Below are 16,930 nucleotides of genomic sequence, written 5' to 3' on the forward strand. Positions count from 1 at the left end.
GCGCTCAGCCGTCGCTCTCCAGCATCCGGCTGAGGACGGCCCGCTGCACCGGCCGCACCTCGGCGTGCAGGTCGCGGCCCTTCGGGGTGAGGCAGACCCGCACCCCGCGCCGGTCCTCGCTGCACATCCCGCGCTCCACGAGACCGTCCTTCTCCAGGCGGCCGATGAGTCGGGACAGGGCGCTCTGGCTGAGATGGACCTGCCCGGCGATCTCCTGCACCCGGAACCCGGACGTGCCGTCCTCCGCCGTGCCCTCGGCGAGCACGTCGAGCACCTCGAAGTCGCTGGCGCCCAGGCCGTGCCGGTGCAACGCACGGTCGAGTTCGCACATCGTGCGCGCGTGCACCGAGAGGATGTCCCGCCACTGGTCGACGAGGCCGGTCGCGACCCTCGCCTCCGCTTTTCCTGCCGCCATGACCGCACCGTAGCAGAAAAGTCAGACTTTGTTGCATCGGAATTAAATGCACTTGCAGTCAATGCATACGCATGTAATCTGCTCCGCATGACCTCTCCGCTCACCAACGCTCCGACGTCCCCGGAGCAGTCCGCGCAGGAGCAGTCCGCACCGCACCACGAGCACTGGTCCCCCCGCCTGTGGGGAACCCTGCTCGTGCTCTGCGCCGCGATGTTCCTCGACGCGCTCGACGTGTCGATGGTCGGCGTCGCCCTGCCGTCGATCGGCTCGGAACTCGGCCTGTCGACCTCGACCCTGCAATGGGTCGTCAGCGGCTACATCCTCGGCTACGGCGGGCTGCTGCTCCTCGGCGGCCGCGCGGCCGACCTGCTCGGCCGGCGCCGCGTCTTCCTCATCGCGCTCGGCGTCTTCGCCCTCGCCTCGCTGCTCGGCGGGCTCGTCGACTCCGGTCCGCTGCTCATCGCGAGCCGCTTCATCAAGGGGCTGAGCGCCGCGTTCACCGCGCCCGCGGGCCTGTCCATCATCACGACCACGTTCGCCGAGGGCCCGGTCCGCAACCGCGCCCTGTCCATCTACACCACCTGCGCCGCCACCGGCTTCTCCATGGGCCTCGTCCTCTCCGGCCTGCTGACGGAGGCGAGCTGGCGCCTGACGATGCTGCTGCCCGCGCCCATCGCGGTGATCGCACTGCTGCTCGGCCTCAAGCTGATCCCGCACAGCGCCAAGGAGGAGAACCACCGCGGCTACGACATCCCCGGCGCCGTCACCGGCACCCTGTCGATGCTGCTCCTCGTCTTCACCGTGGTCCAGGCACCGGAGGCCGGCTGGGGCTCGGCCCGCACCCTGCTCTCCTTCCTGGCCGTCGCCGTCCTGCTCGTCGTCTTCGTCCGCATCGAGCGCCGCTCGCCCGGCCCGCTGATCCGGCTCGGCGTCCTGCGCTCCGGGTCCCAGATCCGCGCCCAGCTCGGCGCGATGACCTTCTTCGGCTCGTACGTCAGCTTCCAGTTCCTGGCGACGCTCTACCTCCAGTCGCTGCTCGGCTGGTCGGCGCTGAGCATGGCGCTCGCCTTCCTTCCGGCGGGCGCGCTCGTGGCGCTGTCGTCGACGAAGGTCGGCGCGATCGTGGACCGCTTCGGCACGCCCCGGGTGATCGCCGCCGGCTTCACGCTGATGGTCGTCGGCTACGCGCTCTTCCTCCGCATCAACCTCGATCCGGTCTACGCGGCCGTCATCCTGCCCACGATGCTGCTCATCGGCGGGGCCTGCGCCCTGGTCTTCCCCTCGCTCAACATCCAGGCCACGAACGGCGTGCACGACGACGAGCAGGGCATGGTCTCGGGCCTGCTCAACACGTCCGTGCAGGTCGGCGGCGCCATCTTCCTCGCCGTCGTGACGGCCGTGGTGACCGCGGGCGCCCCGGCGGACGCCTCGCCGCAGGCGGTCCTTGACAGCTTCCGGCCCGGGCTCGTCGTCGTCACGGCGGTCGCCCTGGCGGGCCTGCTGATCACCCTCACCGGTCTGCGCACGCCCCGCACCCAGGACACGATCGTCGTCGTGAAGTCGGTGCAGACGGAGGCCGACGAGGAGCGGGTCGCGGTGCGGGACTGATCCGGCACCGCGGTTCGGGGGACGGGCCCCGTGGACGACGTGTCGAACCACGTCGCCCACGGGGCCCGCGTTTGCGAGAATCGTCCGCACGACCGAACGACAGCCACGGGGGCCGCCATGACCACGACGCCGACACGCAGGACACAGGCCGAACGGGACGCGATGACCGTCGAGATCGGCTTCGCGCTCTTCACCGCGACGCTGCTCGCCGGTGGCGCGTTCGCACTGATCGCCCTGCCGGTACTGGCCGGAACGATGTCGGACACGGCGAGCAGGGCGCTGCTCGTGGCGGCGGGCAGCACGGCGGCCGTGCTGTTCGTCGCGCGGACGGCACAGGTGCTCTGGCAGTTCGGGCGGCGCGGGTCGTCCGACTAGGGCCGGCTCAGCCGAGCCAGCCGGGCCGCACCAGGCCCGACTCGTAGGCCAGGACGACCAGTTGCGCCCGGTCGCGGGCGCCCAGCTTCACCATCGTGCGGCTCACGTGGGTCTTCGCGGTGAGCGGGCTGACGACGAGGCGGCGGGCGATCTCCTCGTTGGACAGCCCGATGCCGACGAGCGCCATCACCTCGCGCTCCCGCTCGGTCAGCCGGGACAGCGACGCGGCGGCCGCGGGCTCCTTGGAACGCGCCGCGAACTCCCCGATCAGGCGCCGGGTCACCCCCGGCGAGAGGAGCGCGTCGCCGTGCACCACCGCGCGGACGGCGCGCAGCAGTTCGTCCGGCTCGGTGTCCTTGACCAGGAAGCCCGAGGCACCGGAGCGGATCGCCTCGAAGACGTACTCGTCGAGCTCGAAGGTGGTCAGCATGACCACCTTCACCTCCGCCAGGTCGGGCTCCTCGCCGATCCTGCGGGTCGCCGCGAGTCCGTCCAGGAGCGGCATCCGGATGTCCATCAGGACGACGTCGGGCCGCAGTTCGCGCACCAGGCGCACTGCCTCCTCGCCGTCCGCGGCCTCGCCCACGACCTCGATGTCGGACTGTGCGTCGAGGAGCGCCTTGAACCCGGCGCGGACGAGCGACTGGTCGTCGGCGAGCAGTACGCGGATCAACGGGGGTCCTCCGGAGACGGTGCGGGCGCTGCCGCCCGGGCGGTGAGCGGCAGTTCGGCGACGACCCGGAAGCCGCCGTCGGGGCGCGGGCCCGCCTCGATCGTGCCACCGAGCGCGGCGGCGCGCTCCCGCATTCCCGCGAGTCCGTTGCCGCTGCCGCCTGCCTCGGTCCGGCTCGCGGGTCCGTCGTCGTCCACGGTGACGGTCAGCAGGCCCTTCCCGTAGCGCAGCAGGACCCGCGCCGCGCGCGACCCGGAGTGCCGTACGACGTTCGTGAGCGCCTCCTGCACGATGCGGAACGCGGCGAGGTCGGCGCCCGGCGGCAGGTCCACCCGCTCCCCGTCCGTCGTCACGTCGACGGTGAGGCCGGCCCCCGACGCCTGCTCGACGAGCTCCGGCAGCCGGTCGAGACCGGGCGCCGGGGCGCGCGGCGCGTCCCCGGGCGCCCGCAGGGTGTCCAGCACCTGCCGCACCTCGCCCAGCGCCTCCTTGCTGGCGGCCTTGATCGTGGTCAGTGCCGTCCGCGCCTGCTCCGGGTCGGAGTCGAGCAGCGCGAGGCCGACGCCCGCCTGCACGTTGATGACGGAGATGGAGTGCGCCAGCACGTCGTGCAGTTCCCTGGCGATGCGCAGCCGCTCCTCGTCGGCCCGCCGCCTGGCGGCCCGCTCCCGCTCGGCGCGCGCCTGCTCCCACTGCTCGCGCCGCACCCGGGCCAGCTCGGCGATCGCGACGACGGCGAGCACCCACGCCGCGACGAACCCCTCCTGTCCCCAGGCCGCCGGGCCGTCGCCCGACGGCGGCAGGTACCGGTAGAGCCAGTGCGAGATGACGACGTGCCCGACCCAGAAGAGCCCGACGGCCCCCCACGCGGCCCACCGGCGGCCGGCGAGGATCGCCGCGAAGCAGCCCAGGGCCACGGTGATGAACACCGGCCCGTACGGGTATCCGGCGCCCAGGTACACCGTCGCGCACAGCGCCGTCCCGTACGCGACGGCCACCGGGTACCGCTTGCGCCAGAGCAGCAGCGCGCCGCCGGCGAGCAGCAGCAGCCGGGCGAAGACGTCGAGGGCGGCGCGTTCGTCCTGACCGTGCGCGGCGAAGTTCGAGCCGAGCAGCACGAACGCGGTGACCAGCACCGTCGACCGCCACGGCCAGCGGCTGTCACCGCCCCGGTTCCACCACGCGGGCCCCTGGCTCCACCACGGCGGCCCCTGCCGCGTCCATGGGGGGCCGCCCCGCACTCGCTGCTCGTCCATGCCGCCACGCTAAGGGCCACGGGCCCTCGTGAGCGTCAGCCGGGCGAGGTGATCACCCGTACTCCCCGTGGAGTACGGGCGAGTACGGGACGCCCCGGTGCCCGGCGTCCCGTACGGGGGTTAGCCCCGTGACCGCGCCGGTCGTTCGCCGGTTCGGGGCCGGGCGTCACTTCGCGGGAGGAGCCGGCAGCAGGCCGACCGTGTGGGCGAGTCCGGTCGCGGCGTACGCGAAGAAGGCGGCCCGGTCCTCGACGACCCGGTTGAACTGACCGAACACCTCGAAGCCGACGAGTCCGAACAGCTGGGCCCACGCGGCGACGAGCGCGGCCACCACCTCGAGCGGCAGATCGGACGCGATGTCGGCGGCGATCCGTCCGGCCTCGGCGCGCAGCGCGTCGGGCAGCGGCGTCAGGGCGAGGCCGCGCGTCCCGTGCGCGTCCCGGACGATGCCGATGAGCAGCAGGCCGACGCGGGCGGCGGCCGGGACCGTGGTCGTCGGCGCGGTGTAGCCGGGCACCGGCGAGCCGTAGATGAGGGCGTACTCGTGGGGGTGCGCCAGGGCCCATGCGCGGACCGCCTCGCACACCGTGACCCAGCGCTCGACGGGTGAGGGCGGCGGGGCGGTCGCGGTCCGGTCGGCGTCCGCGCGCTCGGCGGCCTCGCCGAGCGAGTCGTACGCGTCGATGATGAGCGCGGTCAGCAGGTCGTCGCGGCTGGGGAAATAGCGGTACAGGGCCGAGGAGACCATGCCGAGTTCGCGGGCGACGGCGCGCAGCGAGAGCTTGGCCGCGCCGTCGTCGGCCAGCTGTCTGCGTGCCTCGTCCTTGATGGCGACGGTGATCTCCTGTCGCGCACGGGCGCGGGCTCCTTGCACGGCGCTGGGTCGCGTGCTGCGGCTCGTACTCATGCGGGTCAGTGTCCCACGAGAGAGGATCGGTGCACACATTCAGGAGCGGCGAACAAAAAAGAGAGCAGCGCTCTTGCTATGGATCACCCATCGGGTGCAGACTGCTCTCAAGCGAGAGCACTGCTCACCATTTCCTGGAGGACACGATGTCCGCGTCGACCCCGCACGTGCAGAAGCCCGGCTGGTTCACCGTCAACGTGCTGAACCGTTCGGTGGCCTGGCTGACCCGCCGGGGCCTCAGCGTCTGGGGCTCCCGGGTGCTGGCCGTCCGCGGCCGCAAGAGCGGCGCCTGGCGCACCACCCCGGTCAATCTCCTCACGGTGTCCGGGGAGCAGTACATCGTCGCGCCCCGCGGGCACGTGCAGTGGACGCACAACATGCGGGCCGCGGGCGGCGGGGAACTGCGCCTCGGCAAGCGCGTCGACGAGTTCACCGCCACCGAGATCCAGGACGACGACAAGCCGGCCCTGCTCCGCGCCTACCTCAAGCGCTGGAAGGCCGAGGTGGGCGTGTTCTTCAACGGCGTCGGCCCCGACTCCTCCGACGAGGAGCTGCGCCGCATCGCCCCCGACCACCCGGTCTTCCGCGTGACGCTCAAGAGCTGACGGCGTCGTCCCCCTGGCGGTCGAACCGCGACAGCGCGCGCCCCGCCATCGGATGCGTCCGCACCAGCTCCCCGAGGGACGACGAACCCCGGGTGATCTTCGCGAACGCGTTCCACGCGGGCCGGAAGCCGGTGATCGCCGTGTGCAGCAGGCCCGGCTTGCGCTCGAAGACGGTCAGCATCCGCTTGCCGACGGCCATCTCGACGCCGAGCCCGGCCTTGATGGCGAACGCGTAGTTCAGCGCCTGCCGGCGGGCGTCCACCGCGTCGTGCGACTCGGCGACGCGCACCGCCCACTCCCCCGCGAGCCGCCCGGACCTCAGCGCGAACGAGATGCCCTCCCGGGTCCACGGCTCCAGCAGACCGGCCGCGTCGCCGCAGACCAGGACGCGGCCGCGGGAGAGCGGTGAGTCGTCGGCGCGGCAGCGCGTCAGGTGTCCGGACGAGACCGACGGTTCGAACCCGGCGAGCCCGAGCCGGCCGATGAAGTCCTCCAAGTACCGCTTGGTGGCGGCCCCTTCGCCCCGGGCCGAGATGACGCCCACCGTCAGGGTGTCGTCCTTCGGGAAGACCCAGCCGTAACTGCCGGGGATGGGGCCCCAGTCGATGAGGACCCGGCCGCGCCAGTCGTCCGCGACGGTCTGCGGAACCGGGATCTCCGCCTCCAGGCCCAGGTCGACCTGGTCGAGCTTGACCCCGACGTGCGCTCCTATCCGGCTGGCACTGCCGTCGGCGCCGACCACGGCCCGCGCCAGGATCGTCTCGCCGTCCTGCAGGACCACCGCGACCGTGCGCCGGTCGGGGACGGCGGAACCGTGCTGCTCGACGCGCGAGACCGTGACCCCGGTGCGCAGTTCGGCGCCCGCCTTCTGGGCGTGCTCGACGAGCTGCGCGTCGAACTCCGGCCGGTTGATGAGCCCGAAGAGCATGCTGCGCGAGCGCCGGGTCCTGGCGTACTTGCCGTTCAGGGAGAACGTCACCGCGTTGATCCGGTCCTTGAACGGCAGCTCAAAGCCCGGCGGCAGCGCGTCCCGGGACGGGCCGATGATGCCGCCGCCGCACGTCTTGTACCGGGGCAACTCCGCCTTCTCCAGGAGCAGCACCCGACGCCCGGCGACGGCTGCCGCGTACGCCGCGGACGCCCCGGCGGGACCGGCGCCCACCACGACGACGTCCCACACGCTGCCGGGCCGCTCGTCGCTCACTTCGTTGCCGCCCGCCGAGTTCTCGCTGCTCACGATGGTCTGCCGCTCCCGAATCGCGCTCTTGGAGGATGCCTGCCGCACCTTTCCCAGGCATCCTACGGCGGGCCGTGCCGCGACCCTCTGTGGGAGGATCATCAGCACACCCTGCACAACGTCGCACCCACGAGGAGCGTGCCCATGTCGCCGCATCCGATCGCCGGAACCGTCGCCTCCCTGCTGCCCCGCGCCAAGGCGGAGCTGGCCGAGCTGGTGGCCTTCACATCGGTGGCGGACTTCGAGCAGTACCCGAAGAGCGAGAGCGAGGGCGCCGCCAACTGGGTCGCCGACGCGCTGCGCGCCGAGGGCTTCCAGGACGTCGCCCTGCTCGACACCCCGGACGGCACGCAGTCCGTGTACGGCTACCTGCCCGGTCCCGCCGGCGCGCCGACGGTGCTGCTGTACGCGCACTACGACGTGCAGCCGCCGCTGGACGAGGAGGCGTGGGTGACGCCCCCGTTCGAGCTGACGGAGCGCGAGGACGGCCGCTGGTACGGGCGCGGCGCGGCCGACTGCAAGGGCGGCGTCCTGCTGCACCTGCTGGCGATCCGCGCGCTGAAGGCGAACGGCGGTGTGCCGGTCGGCGTGAAGGTCATCGCCGAGGGGTCGGAGGAGATGGGCACCGGCGGCCTGGAGCGGTACGCGGAGCAGCACCCCGACCTTTTGAAGGCCGACACGATCGTGATCGGCGACGCGGGCAACTTCCGCGTGGGCCTGCCGACGGCGACCGCGACGCTGCGCGGGATGACGCTGGTCCGGGTCCAGATCGACACCCTGGAAGGCAATCTGCACTCCGGTCAGTTCGGCGGGGCGGCCCCCGACGCGCTGGCCGCCCTGGTCCGCGTCCTGGACTCGCTGCGCGCCGAGGACGGTTCGACGACGGTCGACGGGCTCGACTCCGCCGCGTCCTGGGACGGGCTGCAGTACGACGAGGAGGCGTTCCGCAAGGACGCGAAGGTCGTCGACGGTGTCGGCCTGATCGGCTCGGGCACGGTCGCCGACCGCATCTGGGCGCGGCCCGCCGTGACCGTGCTCGGTATCGACTGCCCGCCGGTCGTGGGCGCGACGCCGTCCGTGCAGGCCGGGGCGCGTGCCCTGGTGAGCCTGCGGGTGCCGCCGGGCACGGATGCCGCCGAGGCCACGAAGCTGCTCATGGCGCACATCGAGGCGCACACGCCGTGGGGCGCCCGCGTCAAGGTCGAGCAGGTCGGCCAGGGCCAGCCGTTCCGCGCGAACACCGCGAGCCCCGCCTACGCCGCGCTGGCGGACGCGATGGCGGAGGCCTACGACGGCCAGGAGATGCAGTACGCGGGCCAGGGCGGCTCGATCCCGCTGTGCAACACGCTCGCGTCGCTCTACCCCGACGCGGAGATCCTCCTCATCGGCCTGAGCGAGCCGGAGGCGCAGATCCACGCGGTGAACGAGAGCGTCTCGCCCGAGGAGCTGGAGCGCCTCTCGGTCGCCGAGGCGCTGTTCCTGCAGAAGTACGCGGCCGCCAACTGACCGCGGTCCGGGGCGAATCTGCTCTGGGCCAAGACGTACGACGTCATGCCCGCGACCCTCGTACGGTCGCGGGCATGACGACCTACGCACCCACGGACATCATCGACGTCACACCCCGCCTCCGGATGCTGCGCTTCCCGGTGGGGCAGGCCTATCTGTGGCGCGACGGCGACGAGTTGACCCTGATCGACGCGGGCGCGCCCGGGGCGGGGCAGCCGATCGCGGAGGCCGTACGGGACTGGGGGCACGCCCCGCAGGACGTGCGGCGGATCGTGCTGACCCACTTCCACGAGGACCACGCGGGCGGCGCCGGGGAGTTCGCGCGGCTGAGCGGTGCCGAAGTGTACGCACACCGGCTCGACGCCCCTTTCGTGCGGGGCGAGAAGCAGGGCCCCGGCCCGGTCTTCGAGGACTGGGAGCGCCCGATCCACGCGCAGGCCCTCGCACAGCTCCCGCCCACCCCGGAGCATCCCGAATTCCCTTCGCCCGTGCGGGAGTTGACGGACGGCGACGTCCTCGACCTCGGCGGTGGCGCGCACGTGGTCGGCGCGCCCGGGCACACCGACGGGTCGATCGCGCTCCATCTCCCCGACCACGGCGTGCTGTTCACGGGGGACGCCGTGGCGGTGTCGCCGGTGGACGGGCAGGTGATCCTCGGCGTGTTCAACCTGGACCGGGAGCAGGCGCTCGCCTCGTTCCGCCGGCTCGCCGCCCTGGACAGCGACGTGGCGTGCTTCGGGCACGGCGGCCCGGTGGTGGGCGGATCGGCGGCGGCGCTGCGGGCGGCGGCAGCCTGAACCAGTGAACTGGCAGAACCAGCTGAACTAGCTGAACTGGTCGACCGGCACTCCGGCCTCCAGGTAGTGCGCGGCGCCGCGCTCCCGGGCACGCAGGGCCCAGCGCAGGCGCTCGAAGCGGACCGGCGGCAGCAGCCCGGCCGCCTCGGCCTCGGTGACGAACCGCCAGCCCCTCAGTTCCGGTCCCGGGAGCACCACTCGGCTGGCCGTGCCGCTGTCGAGGCGGCCGCCGTCGAAGAGCAGCCGCAGGCCCCCGTAGCGGGGCGCCACGGGCGGCTCCCAGTCGACGACCAACAGCCGCGGCACGTCGGTGAGTTGTATGCCGGTCTCCTCGGCGACCTCGCGCACCCCGGCACGCGCGGGGGCCTCGCCGGGCTCCACGACACCGCCGGGGAACTCCCAGCCGGGCTTGTACGTCGGGTCGACGAGCAGCACCCGCCCCTCCTCGTCGAAGAGCAGCACGCCCGCGGCGACGGTCTCGGCAGTCGGCTCGGGCGTCTGCACGATGTCGCACAGGGGCGCGTCCCCGGCCCGGACGGCGGCGGCTATCCGGACAGCGGTCTCGTGCGGAGTCAGGGCTCCGTTGTCGACGGGATAGGCGTCGGCGGCGAGCCAGCCGTCGAGTGCGGCACGGTAGGGCTCGATGTCCGCGGGCGCCTCGCCTCCCGGATCACGGTCGCGCAGGATCGTTTCCCCTGGAGCAAGGAGCACATGGCACACGGGAATCCGCCGGGCGGCGAGACCCCCGAAGATCTCGTCCCGGTACTCCTGGCGCAGCAGTCCCATCGGCACCACGAGCACCCCGCCGAGCTCGGCGAGGAGCGCGGCGGCGGTGTCGACGACGAGGCGTCGCCAGATCGGCAGGTCCTGGTGGTCGCTCACCTCGGCGAGCCGCTTGGGCGGCAGCAGCCGCTCCAGCTCGCCGTCGATGACCTCGGGGTCGAAGAGCGTGCAGTGGGGGATCAGGTCGATCAGCTCCCGCGCGGCGGTGGTCTTGCCCGCACGGGACGCCCCGTTGACCCAGACGATCACGGCTCCCCCTCTTCGTCGGCCTCCTGAGGCTTGCCCGCAACACCCCGCCACGGAAACCAGGCCCTGATGAGGAGCCGGTTCCGTGGTCCGGGCGTCGCCCGTGGAGGGGGTCGCGGATCAGATCCGGTCACATCCGGCGCAGGCCGTCCACCGCGGCCGGGGACAGCATCGCGTCGTCGAGTTCGGCCAGCGGGATCCACTCCACCGCCTCGGTCGAGCCCGCCACCTCGACGACCTCGGGCAGGTCGCCCTTCAGCTCCACGGCGTAGAACAGGGCGATCAAGTGCCAGTGCACACCGCCTCGTTCGACGGTGTACGCGCGGCTGTCGACCAGGCGGGCGTCGACGAGCCGCAGGCCCGTCTCCTCGTACAGTTCACGGGCGAGGGCCTCCACCGGCTGTTCGCCGTGGTCGATCCCGCCGCCCGGCAGATGCCACAGCCCCGGCGCGAACACCGGCGAGGCGTCCGAGAGCCGGGCGAGCAGCACATGGTCGTCCCGGCGGGCCAGCGCGTACGCGGACACCCGGGTCCGTGACCGAGCGGTCATGGAGTTCCCCTCTCCGATTCAGCCATCGGCCGATGGTTCGGGGCACTCTAACGATCGCCGCCGAGGCGTTCGGTGCGAGGGGGCGGCGCCCGCCTGCCGCCCGAGGAAGGTCACGACAGGCGGGCTCTCCGTGCCGGGTGGATGCGGGGTTCTCGGCACCACCCGTCCGGCTCCGGGCATCGGGGGGATCCCGGAGGCGACCGCGGGAGGACCGGTGAGCCGGGGCACGGACCGCTGCCCGACGGTCCACGACCGGCCTCTTTGCGGCCTCCCGCTGTTCCCGTGTGAGCAGTCAAGCGCAGCCGCGCGGAGCGCAGAAGCGTGTGTGCGGGCGAGGTGACGGCATCCGATTCACACGGGGTGCGATGTGCGCACACGGGGTGTGCGCTCGCGACCCTCCGTCGCCCGGGTCAGTCCTCAGCCGGCCAGCGCGGCGCGGATCTGCCGGGTGGTCTGCGCGGCGATCCGCGGGCTGGTGGCCGCGTACGCCGTGTAGGCGTTGAGTCCGGTGCACAGGGCCCAGCCGCGCCCGCGCAGCCAGGTCGCGTCGTCCACGTCCAGCGCGGCGCGGAAGGCGGTCCTGGGGACCGGCGACAGCAGGGTGAAGGCCGCCATCAGGTCGACGGCGGGGTCACCGAGGCCGCATCCGCCGAAGTCGATGACGGCGGAGAGCCGGCCGCCGACGGTGAGCAGATTGCCGGTGTGGAAGTCGCCGTGGCACCAGACAGGGGGCTCCTGCCGGGCCGGGGCGGACAGCGCCCGGTCCCACAGGGCGGTCATCGCGGGCGCGTCGAAGACGCCGGCGGTCCGGCCGATGGCTTCCCTGGTCGCCGCGTCGCGGGCGGCGAGCCCCACGCCGTCCCGGACGGGCGGGGATCCGGGTCCGTCACCGCTGCCCGCCCCGTCGGGACCGATCGCCTGCAACGCCCGGAGGAATCCGGCGAGTTCACGGGCGGCCCGCGTCGAGTCGCCGAGGTCCCGCACGGTCGCCACCTCACCGTCCAGCCAGCGGGTAACCGCCCACGGCCAGGGGTAGCCGAGCGCGGGCCGGCCCACCGCGACGGGCACGGGGACGGCGAGCGGCAGGTCCGGGGCGAGCCGCGGGAGCCAGGCCGCTTCCTTCTCCGCCTGTCCCGCGGCGCCGGTGAAGCGGGGCAGCCGCACCGACAGTTCGTCCCCGAGCCGGTGGATGACGTGGTCCGAACCGGCCTCGTCGAGCACGGTGAGCGGGAGCCGCGCCCACTGCGGGCACTGGGTGTCGACGAGTCGCCGGACGAGCGCGGTGTCGATGACGGGTCGGACGTCGAGGTCACGCGCTGTGGTCAAGTCGACTGCTCCTGCAAGGACATGAGAGGGACGGAAGGGACGAAGGGAACGCGGAGCATGCGGCGAAGGCGGCACGGGTGGGGAGGGAGGGGCCTCGATCCATCTCAGCGCTTCGCGCGCCGCCTGTCGACCGATTTCCCGCACGTACGCACCCTTGACGCGTCAAGCCCCTTGCGGCCAATTCACTCCATCAAGTGATGCACCCTCGTCGGGAATCGTTACGGCACGACGTGACACGGTCACTCCCGGTACGGTGACCGCTCAGGCGCCCCAGCCCCCGGTGACCTCCCGATTCGTTCGCACACCGAGACGCAACGCAGCACGCCCGACTCCCCTCCGGAGCCGGCCGGTGCTTCGGCCCGGGGGGACCGATGCGACAGGGCAACCAGCAGGACTACCTCTCCGACGACTTCGGCGATCACGAGCGGTTCGCCGACCTCTCCGGGGTCGAAGACGGTGCGCCCGCACCCGTGGTGCGGACGGTCGAGGACTGCGCCGTCGTCGAACTCGGCGGCGAGATAGATCTGTTGGCGCTGCACCGGATGGCGGCGCTGGTCGAGACCGTGGCGGCGGGGCCCTACCGCGTCGTCGTGATCGATCTGACCGCCACCACGTTCTTCGACTGCTCGGGCCTCACGCTGCTGGTCCGGGCGAACCGCCGGGCCGCCGAGCACGGCGGCCGGGTCACGGTGGTCTGCCCCCACCGCCTCACCCTGCGCATCATCGGGCTGGCCGGGCTCACCGACACACTGACACCGGTACCGACGCTGGCGGCGGCACTGGCACCTGAGGCCGGCTGATCACATACGGCCCCCGGCTGCGGGCCACCGGGTACCGGTGCTCGCCTCGATCCTCATTGCTCAGGTCTTGCTCAATTCGTGATCGACTTCGGTCGGTCCGGGGCATGGTCACTGCACTGTCGGACGATCCGGTGCAATCGAGGAGGGGCCATGGCCAAGGCAGTGCGGGCTTCCGTGGGTGACATGTGGATCAGCTGCCAGGTGTGCAAGGGCGACCTCTTCCGCGAGCGCGGCGTGAAGCTGAACAGCACCGGCGGGGAGTTCTTCAACCTGGCCTGGGCGGACGAGACCGCCACGGGCCTGATCTGCTGGCGCTGCGGCTTCGTCCACCTCTTCGTCAACCGACAGATCCAGCTGCACCGCGTCAAGGAATGACCCGCGGCGCGTTCCGGCGGGACATCCGATGTCCGGTGAGGAGGCGCCGTTCGGCGGAGCTGCCGAGCGGCGACCGGGTTCGATCGCCCCCTTGCAGCGCAACCCAACACAACCGAACGCGCGATTGAGGCTTCACCGCCAACTTGCCGATGCGTCAAGGGCTTTGACGAGATTTCGCACATCTGCCGCCGCCTTCCTTCCGACCTCTTCCAACAGACTTCAACACGGCCTAACGTCAACGCGCACGACTGACACGTACATGCCGTGATCCAATCTCTTGGAAGTACGGAGGAATGTGACGATGCGTCGTCTCCCCATCCGCAAGGACGCCACGGTCCGGCGAAGAGTCGTCGGAGCGCTGGCCGTCGGGGTGCTCTGCACCGGCGGCCTCGCGGCACTGCCCGCCGGTTCCGCGGCCGCCGCCCCCGCGGCCGCGCCACCCGCCTCTGCCGCCGCACCGGCCGACCCGTCCCCCGCCCTCGACGACGGTCTCGCCCTGACCCCGCCGATGGGCTTCAACAACTGGAACTCCACGCACTGTCGCGCCGACTTCGACGAAGCCATGGTCAAGGGCATCGCCGACATCTTCGTGGAGAAGGGCCTCAAGGAGGCCGGCTACCAGTACGTGAACCTGGACGACTGCTGGGCGCTGCCGGACCGTGACGCGAACGGCAAGCTGGTGCCCGACCCGGTCCGGTTCCCGGGCGGGATCAAGGCGGTCGCCGACTACGTGCACTCCAAGGGGCTGAAGCTCGGCATCTACACCAGCGCCGGGACGAAGACGTGCAGCGACATCGGGTTCCCCGGCGCGCTCGGTCACGAGTACAGCGACGCCCAGCAGTTCGCGGACTGGGGCGTCGACTACCTCAAGTACGACAACTGCAACAACCAGGGCGTGGACGCCAAGCAGCGCTACACGACGATGCGCGACGCCCTGCGCGCCACCGGCCGCCCCATCGTCTACAGCATCTGCGAGTGGGGCTCGAACAAGCCGTGGGAGTGGGCCGCCGACGTCGGCCACCTGTGGCGCACCACCGGTGACATCAGCGACAGCTGGGGTTCGATGCTGTCCCTGATGAAGCAGAACCTGCCGCTCGACCAGTACGCCGGACCCGGCCACTGGAACGACCCGGACATGCTGGAGGTGGGCAACGGCGGCATGACGGCCACCGAGTACCGCACCCACTTCTCGATGTGGTCGATCATGGCGTCGCCGCTGCTCATCGGCACGGACCTGCGGACCGCGTCCGACGAGACGTACGAGATCCTCTCCAACCACGACGTGATCGCCGTCGACCAGGACCCGCTGGGCAAGCAGGGTGCCGTGGTGTCGTCGGAGGGCGGCCGCTGGGTCGTGTCGAAGGAGATGAAGGACGGCAGCCGCGCCGTCGCCCTGTTCAACGAGACGGGGTCGGCGCAGCGCATCGCGACGACCGCGCGGGCGGTGGGACTGCCCGCGGCCGACGCGTACGTGGCCCGCGACCTGTGGCAGCACAAGAACTACAACTCGGCGGGCACCCTCGCCGCGACCGTCCCCGCGCACGGCACCGTGCTGCTGCGGGTGTCGGCCGACCCGAAGTGGGCGTCCTACCCGCCGGCGGCCGAACTCGGCCTGGGTGACGGCGTGTTCATGGAGCCGGGCGGATCCGCGAAGGTCTCCAGCACGTTCGCGAACCTGGGCCGCAACGCGGCCCGCGACGTCTCCGTGTCACTGACCGGACCGTCCGGAGCGGACTGGAAGGTCGCGGCGGCCGGACCGACGAGCGCACCGGCGGTGCCGAGCGGCAAGTCCTTCGCGACGCCGTGGCGGGTGACCGTCCCCGCGGGCACCGCCACCGGCTCGTACGATCTCACCCTGCGCGCGTCCTACCGCTCGCCGCAGGGCACCCGGGTCACGACCACGGTCCCAGTGACGACCCATGTGGCGACGGCGCCGCCCACCGGCACGTCCGCGCTGAGCGATCTCCCGTGGCTGGCGACCACCAACGGCTGGGGGCCGGTCGAGCGCGACACCAGCAACGGCGAGAGCGCGGCGGGCGACGGGAACCCGATCACGATCGACTCGGTGGTGTACGCCAAGGGACTCGGCGTACACGCCCAGAGCTCCGTCGACTACTACACGGCCCGGGCGTGCGAGCGGGTCACCGCGAAGGTCGGGGTCGACGACGAGAAGGACACGAAGGGCACGGTCGCCTTCGAGATCTGGGCCGACGGCGCGAAGGTGGCCTCGACCGGTGTGCTCACCAACGCCGATGCCGCGCAGGACCTTTCGGCTGATGTGACGGGCGCTCAGATGGTCCGCCTCGTCGTCACCGACGGCGGTGACGGGATCGACTCCGACCACGCGGACTGGGCGGACGCCCAGCTGAGCTGCTGAGTCGCCGATTCACTGAGCCGCTGAGCCGCCGAGTCACTGATTCACTGAGTCACTGAGTCACTGAGTCCTGACTCGGCGAGAACCCTGCCCTGCGGGGAACGGGCCGGACCCCGGCGCGTTCCCCGCAGCGCGCCGCGTCACCTCGCGCGCAGATAGCCGGAGTTGGCGACCTGACCGAGGAACGTCAGCCGGGTCGCGCCGGTCATGTGCTTCTCGTACGCCTCCCTGATGCCCGGCCACTTGGGGTGTCCGAAGTCGTCGAGCACGACGATGCCGCCGGGCGCCACGATCTCCTCGGCCCACGCCAGATCCGCGGCGACGCCCGGTGCGGAGTGGTCGCCGTCGACGATGATCACTCCGTAGGCGCGGTCGGCGACCGCGGCGCGGACCTCGGCGTCTCCGGAGAAGCCCTGCTGGATCCGGGCCGCGGCGCCCGCCGCCCCCGCGAGGGCCAGGTTGGTGCGCACCGCGGCGCCCCGCACCGGGGCGCCCGTCGGGTCGGCGCCCTCGGTGGTCCCCGGTTGCAGCTGCAGTCCGGCGAGCGGATCGACGATCGTCAGGCGCGGGTCGCGTCCCGCCCGCTCCAGCATCCGGATCAGGGCCGCGCCGAACATCCCGTACAGGGTGCCGATCTCCAGGACGTCGTCGTTCGGCGGGTCGAGGAGCGGGACCGCGGAGAGCTTGCCGCAGATGTTCATGGTGCCGCCGGCGATCCGGCCCACGCCGAGCGCCTCCAGCGCCATGAGGAGCCGGAACGCCTGGGCGACGTTGCGCTCGGCGCCGGCCGGGTCGCCGGTGACGCGCCCCAACTCCTCGACGAGACGGTCGAGATGGACCTGGGCGGGCAGCCGGGACGGGCCGCGGCCGGTGCCGTCGAGCAGGAGTTCCAGGGGACGCTGCCGGTTGCTCAGGGGACCGACCCGGCGCTCGATGCGCTGGTCGATGAGATCGGCGACGGGGCGCAGGGCGCGCCGGGCGGCTTTGCTGGTGAGTAGCGCTCGCATGGTTCGGTGACCCTCACATGTAGAGGACGACGTAACGGCGTGCACGTGGGGGAACGCTGTGGGGGCGCTGTGTTCCTGGGACAGTAGGGG

17 protein-coding genes are annotated in these 16,930 nt (G+C 72.2%); 8 read left to right on the forward strand and 9 right to left on the reverse strand.

The genetic code is table 11. The annotated features are described in order from the left end of the window. Positions 1-4: 4 nt before the first annotated feature. A complete protein-coding gene (locus M4J07_RS02575) occupies positions 5-415 on the reverse strand; it encodes a MarR family winged helix-turn-helix transcriptional regulator (RefSeq protein WP_255966655.1) in 411 nt (136 codons plus the stop codon). A gap of 87 nt (positions 416-502) precedes the next feature. On the opposite strand from M4J07_RS02575, the gene M4J07_RS02580 reads away from it, so the two are divergent. Further along, positions 503-2,023 (forward strand): MFS transporter, encoded by a 1,521-nt coding sequence (locus M4J07_RS02580; protein ID WP_255966656.1) that lies wholly within the window; start codon positions 503-505, stop codon positions 2,021-2,023. A gap of 117 nt (positions 2,024-2,140) precedes the next feature. Then, on the forward strand, positions 2,141-2,398 hold the full coding sequence (locus M4J07_RS02585) for a DUF6332 family protein (protein ID WP_255966657.1): 258 nt from the start codon (positions 2,141-2,143) through the stop codon (positions 2,396-2,398). A gap of 7 nt (positions 2,399-2,405) precedes the next feature. On the opposite strand, the gene M4J07_RS02590 is transcribed toward M4J07_RS02585, so the two are convergent. The 3 genes from M4J07_RS02590 to M4J07_RS02600 form a co-directional block, all read right to left on the reverse strand. Beyond that, on the reverse strand, positions 2,406-3,071 hold the full coding sequence (locus tag M4J07_RS02590; RefSeq protein ID WP_255966659.1) for a response regulator transcription factor: 666 nt from the start codon (positions 3,069-3,071) through the stop codon (positions 2,406-2,408). Next, a complete protein-coding gene (locus M4J07_RS02595) occupies positions 3,068-4,327 on the reverse strand; it encodes a sensor histidine kinase (RefSeq protein ID WP_255966660.1) in 1,260 nt (419 codons plus the stop codon). Before M4J07_RS02595 ends, M4J07_RS02590 begins: the two co-directional genes overlap by 4 nt. A gap of 166 nt (positions 4,328-4,493) precedes the next feature. Then, complete coding sequence (locus M4J07_RS02600) at positions 4,494-5,234, reverse strand: TetR/AcrR family transcriptional regulator (protein WP_255966662.1); 741 nt, start codon at positions 5,232-5,234, stop codon at positions 4,494-4,496. 146 nt (positions 5,235-5,380) lie between these two features. Between M4J07_RS02600 and M4J07_RS02605 the strand changes: the two genes are divergently transcribed. After that, positions 5,381-5,839 carry a nitroreductase family deazaflavin-dependent oxidoreductase gene (locus M4J07_RS02605; protein WP_255966665.1) on the forward strand — a complete coding sequence of 153 codons (459 nt, stop codon included), beginning with the start codon at positions 5,381-5,383 and terminating at the stop codon, positions 5,837-5,839. On the opposite strand, the gene M4J07_RS02610 is transcribed toward M4J07_RS02605, so the two are convergent. Continuing rightward, entirely contained in the window at positions 5,829-7,076 is a 1,248-nt protein-coding gene (locus tag M4J07_RS02610) for a geranylgeranyl reductase family protein (RefSeq protein WP_255966667.1), read from the reverse strand. The two genes, M4J07_RS02605 and M4J07_RS02610, sit on opposite strands and share 11 nt — an antisense overlap. 144 nt (positions 7,077-7,220) lie before the next feature. On the opposite strand from M4J07_RS02610, the gene M4J07_RS02615 reads away from it, so the two are divergent. Next, entirely contained in the window at positions 7,221-8,582 is a 1,362-nt protein-coding gene (locus M4J07_RS02615) for a dipeptidase (protein ID WP_255966668.1), read from the forward strand. A gap of 74 nt (positions 8,583-8,656) precedes the next feature. After that, on the forward strand, positions 8,657-9,379 hold the full coding sequence (locus tag M4J07_RS02620; RefSeq protein WP_255966670.1) for an MBL fold metallo-hydrolase: 723 nt from the start codon (positions 8,657-8,659) through the stop codon (positions 9,377-9,379). Between the two features lie 27 nt (positions 9,380-9,406). On the opposite strand, the gene M4J07_RS02625 is transcribed toward M4J07_RS02620, so the two are convergent. The 3 genes from M4J07_RS02625 to M4J07_RS02635 all read right to left on the reverse strand — a co-directional run bounded on the left by M4J07_RS02625 (position 9,407) and on the right by M4J07_RS02635 (position 12,284). Further along, complete coding sequence (locus M4J07_RS02625) at positions 9,407-10,411, reverse strand: NUDIX domain-containing protein (RefSeq protein WP_255966672.1); 1,005 nt, start codon at positions 10,409-10,411, stop codon at positions 9,407-9,409. A gap of 127 nt (positions 10,412-10,538) precedes the next feature. Further along, the gene (locus M4J07_RS02630; RefSeq protein WP_255966674.1) at positions 10,539-10,958 is read right to left on the reverse strand and encodes an NUDIX hydrolase; all 420 of its coding nucleotides are present in this window, start codon (positions 10,956-10,958) and stop codon (positions 10,539-10,541) included. Between the two features lie 417 nt (positions 10,959-11,375). Then, positions 11,376-12,284 (reverse strand): aminoglycoside phosphotransferase family protein, encoded by a 909-nt coding sequence (locus tag M4J07_RS02635; protein ID WP_255966676.1) that lies wholly within the window; start codon positions 12,282-12,284, stop codon positions 11,376-11,378. A gap of 371 nt (positions 12,285-12,655) precedes the next feature. Between M4J07_RS02635 and M4J07_RS02640 the strand changes: the two genes are divergently transcribed. From M4J07_RS02640 to M4J07_RS02650, 3 genes are all read left to right on the forward strand, one after another. Further along, on the forward strand, positions 12,656-13,084 hold the full coding sequence (locus M4J07_RS02640) for an STAS domain-containing protein (protein WP_255966678.1): 429 nt from the start codon (positions 12,656-12,658) through the stop codon (positions 13,082-13,084). Positions 13,085-13,234: 150 nt separating this feature from the next. Further along, on the forward strand, positions 13,235-13,459 hold the full coding sequence (locus M4J07_RS02645) for a hypothetical protein (protein ID WP_255966680.1): 225 nt from the start codon (positions 13,235-13,237) through the stop codon (positions 13,457-13,459). A gap of 301 nt (positions 13,460-13,760) precedes the next feature. Next, on the forward strand, positions 13,761-15,836 hold the full coding sequence (locus M4J07_RS02650; protein ID WP_255966682.1) for an NPCBM/NEW2 domain-containing protein: 2,076 nt from the start codon (positions 13,761-13,763) through the stop codon (positions 15,834-15,836). 137 nt (positions 15,837-15,973) lie between these two features. Here the strand turns inward: M4J07_RS02650 and M4J07_RS02655 are convergent, their stop codons facing one another. Then, complete coding sequence (locus tag M4J07_RS02655; RefSeq protein WP_255966684.1) at positions 15,974-16,840, reverse strand: class I SAM-dependent methyltransferase; 867 nt, start codon at positions 16,838-16,840, stop codon at positions 15,974-15,976. Between the last annotated feature and the right edge of the window lie 90 nt (positions 16,841-16,930).

The sequence above is a fragment of the Streptomyces longispororuber genome, from assembly GCF_024448165.1.
Taxonomy (GTDB): Bacteria; Actinomycetota; Actinomycetes; order Streptomycetales; family Streptomycetaceae; genus Streptomyces; species Streptomyces longispororuber_A.